Raw genomic sequence first — 3332 nt, 5'->3', positions numbered from 1 at the left:
GACTGAAATCTGCTATAGGAGCCGATTTCAGCCATTTAGATTAAACGAATCGCACAGTTTTACCTGTCCCTGGTTCACCAGTCAGCAGTAGAGGTTGTCCTAACAAAAGTGCCACATTGCACGCATCTTTCAAGCCTGCATCTGGAATATAATTCTCTGGCTGGAGTAATTGAGAACGTGGAGACACTGGTATAGTGACTGGTAACTCAGATTTTTGACGGTTTCCGATCCCTGAATAAAACGGAAACTTCATTTTATTTCTCCCTCACCTGATAGGTTAGATTTTAGTAGTTTGATTAAGTTATCAGCTAAATCATCCATCGGAATTGCATTGGATGAGTTTTGTTCTTCCCATTTATCAAATAACTCTCCAATTTCTTGGAACAATTTATCAGCCGTTGCTTTTCCAATAACGTTTTGAGTATATTCCGTACGCACCCAATCCTCAACTTCCTTTCGATTCACTCCAGTTAGTTCTGGTAGAACAAGTACTGAAGAACCATTAAATTTATCAAAATTAGATCCTGAAAGCGTGTTTAGATGCTGATAAATTTTTTGCTTGACTTTCTGGTAGCGATATTGTTTGAAAAAATAACTTATACAACTACAAGATAAGCTGATTATATCAGAACCTTTAATGTGCTTTTTACGCTTAATTTGGTATTTAATAAATATACAAATTATTAATTTTTGGTTGAGATTAGTAGGCCATGTGTGCCAAAAATCCAGTAGATTATCTAAAGTTGCAAATTCTTGTTTTTGCAATTGTTCAGTCAATAAATGAGTATGAATAAGAATAGGAATAGAACATTCATTAAAAAAAACATTAATCTCTTCTAGAGTAGCAGAACTACGTTTGATAACAATATCCGCTAATTTGTTACGTAAGTAATCTGAAAATTCATGTGAGTTCTTCAGTTTGGGAGGGGAAGGTAGATGATATTGTTTAATTGATTCTTGTCCTAAAAACTTAGGTAATGAAACTTTATGCAATCGTTCTAAAAATTTGTCATGGCTTTGAAATTCATCACCATGAATGATACAGATTAGAGGAGAAAATGGTGCTTTTTTTCTGAGCTTTTTGATTCTTTTTTCTAGTTTATATTCCTGCTCGCTACGGTTAACTAAATAGGGTAATAAAGAAGGGATTTTTCTTTCAGGTTGCTGTAACTTCTTAGTGATAGGAACAACAAACTGTATTTGGTTGTTGTTCCCATAAAATACGGTGTTATTATTACCTAGAACTGCCTTATTCTCATTCCCTTGAAGTGTGATATTTTCATCACCCAGAACTGCATTTTCATTTATACAACTATCAGCCTGCTTCTGTAAATTGGCATTAGGCTGTTGGGGATCAAAGTCATCAGGCGGCTGACTCATAACTCATACCATTTCACTAAAAGTATGATACATATAATTGCAGGTAGATTACTTGCAAAAAACAATGTGTCGAGTTCTCAAAGTAGAGATAAGGGAAACACAGGACGAACTGCAAGAGTTGTTGAGACAGCAAAAAACAGGGTTGGGCAAAGAAAGAGTCCAAGCACTGTATTTGTTGAAGACAAGACAAGTAGAAACGGTGCAACACTTGGCGGTGGTCTTGGGAAGAGGGCGAATAACGGTACAAAGATGGCTGCGGCTTTACAGAGATGGAGGATTAAGGGATCTCCAGAAAATAAAATGTCCCGCCCTATCAAATATATTTCGGCTCAACCCAAGGACTGGTGGGCGTTGCGCCCCCAGGCGCAACGCGAGGGCGGGACATTTTATTATTTGGAAGTGCCTAAACCGCCTATTGGAACAAAAAAAGAGTCCAGGACGACCAAAAAGCATTCCATTGGATGTGCGATCGCTAATCAAAAAAGAATTGTCACAGCCAGAAGGATTTAAAAGCTATGAGGAAGTTCGTACTTGGCTTTTAGCCGTTGAAGGCATAGAAGCGTCATACAAAGTAGTACATGAAGTTGTACGCTACAAGCTGAAAGCGAAATTAAAAGCAGCACGTCCTTTGTAGCCTCAAACAAAATCCAGGTGTGGAAGAAGATTTTAAAAAAAACTTCGCTTCCGGGCTAGAACTAATAAAGAAGTATTTAATATCACCGTTAGAACAACATCGCAAAGTACGCTATCTCTTGGATTTGTGTATTTGAATAAAAATTAGGAGTTTTGCTTTTGATACATCCTGAGTGTCTTATTTTTCGGATTTTCAGTCAATCTCATATCAATTCTCCTTAACTTTGGAATAAATGAACCTCGAATAATCAAGGATTACAGCGTTTGATATGTAGCAAGCATTGAGAGAATCCATATCAGTCAACCGCACAGTTTTCCCTCCCATACCACTCCACAAGATTTTCAGAAAATCTGGTTAGGGGTTATGTAAAAATAAGTTGGTCAACCTTGGCAGCGCCGGGTACGGCGCTGCCAAGGTTGACCAACTTATTCCTACATGGATGCTTATAAGCACATGGACAGGAATAATTACACCCGGTCTTATTGTCAAGCTCGAGGGTGTAGTAAGGTTTAAGCGCGTTATCTATAAAAGACCGAGTGTAATTATTTTTGGTCAACCACATACAAATTAGAAAGCGATCGCACCCAACAAAAAAACCCGGTGTTAACTACCGAGGTAAAGCACAGATATAGCGATAAGTTGAAAATCTTAGCTAACACGCTCAACCAACCAAAACTAGAGTAGTCAACGCTTGAGTTAAAAACTCAAAAGCGCCCCCTTTTTTTTGAGAGCGCTTTTGATTTAGTTTGACGCGATTGGTTGCGTCTTGATTAATTATTAACCGTTGATCGCAGGAGCTTCGACAGCAGCTAAGTCGAGAGGGAAAACCTCCGGTACGCGGAAGTGATCGCTTTGGATAATTGCGATCGCCGCAGCATTCATAACTTGTAATGAACTACACCAAGGGAGCTATCTTGGCGTAAAAATCTTCATCGGCACTCCTGAAAGCAGGACGTTGCATTAAGTTGTTTAGGTACTCACTCAAGGGGTCACTATCTGATAACATCCCTAGCTTTTTCGCCCATAACAAAACCCCTCCAATCACAATATCAGCAGTTGTAAATCGATTTGCTACCAGGTAATTGTTACCAACAATGGATTTTTTCAAGGGTTCGGCAACTCGGTCAAACCATTGCAGAGCTTCAGTTGTGTCAATTGCGAAGCGTACCTTGATTGGTATGATTTTTTCCGGTAGTGATGGTAGAACACTAAACATAAAATGCTCTACAGGTGGTTCTAATGTAGATGTGGCGTAAAACAGCCATTGATAGTAATAGCCACGTTCAGGAGCATCTAGTGCTGGAGCTAGCCCTTTCAC

At 38.9% G+C, this 3332-nt stretch carries 4 protein-coding genes; 1 reads left to right on the top strand and 3 read right to left on the bottom strand.

Annotated elements, in window-relative coordinates:
- Positions 1–40: 40 nt before the first annotated feature.
- Entirely contained in the window at positions 41–253 is a 213-nt protein-coding gene (locus AC5JMK_RS13875) for a hypothetical protein (protein ID WP_495910364.1), read from the bottom strand.
- Positions 250–1380 carry a hypothetical protein gene (locus AC5JMK_RS13870; RefSeq protein WP_495910363.1) on the bottom strand — a complete coding sequence of 377 codons (1131 nt, stop codon included), beginning with the start codon at positions 1378–1380 and terminating at the stop codon, positions 250–252. The genes AC5JMK_RS13875 and AC5JMK_RS13870 overlap by 4 nt, the downstream gene beginning before the upstream one ends.
- Positions 1381–1444: 64 nt before the next feature.
- Between AC5JMK_RS13870 and AC5JMK_RS13865 the strand changes: the two genes are divergently transcribed.
- The gene (locus tag AC5JMK_RS13865; RefSeq protein WP_495910362.1) at positions 1445–2014 is read left to right on the top strand and encodes a helix-turn-helix domain-containing protein; all 570 of its coding nucleotides are present in this window, start codon (positions 1445–1447) and stop codon (positions 2012–2014) included.
- 895 nt (positions 2015–2909) lie between these two features.
- Here AC5JMK_RS13865 and AC5JMK_RS13860 read toward each other — a convergent pair.
- A partial coding sequence (locus AC5JMK_RS13860) for a glutathione S-transferase family protein (RefSeq protein ID WP_495910361.1) occupies positions 2910–3332 on the bottom strand: 423 nt, incomplete at its 5' end.

It is taken from the genome of Pelatocladus sp. (assembly GCF_059505505.1).
This window is presented reverse-complemented; position numbering and strand designations above follow the sequence as displayed.

What these genes read in the sequence shown, in the direction of transcription:
- AC5JMK_RS13870 (WP_495910363.1), bottom strand. Translation starts at nt 1,380, where the DNA reads ATGAGTCAGCCGCCTGATGACTTTGATCCCCAACAGCCTAATGCCAAT.
- AC5JMK_RS13875 (WP_495910364.1), bottom strand. Translation starts at nt 253, where the DNA reads ATGAAGTTTCCGTTTTATTCAGGGATCGGAAACCGTCAAAAATCTGAG.
- AC5JMK_RS13865 (WP_495910362.1), top strand. Translation starts at nt 1,445, where the DNA reads ATGTGTCGAGTTCTCAAAGTAGAGATAAGGGAAACACAGGACGAACTG.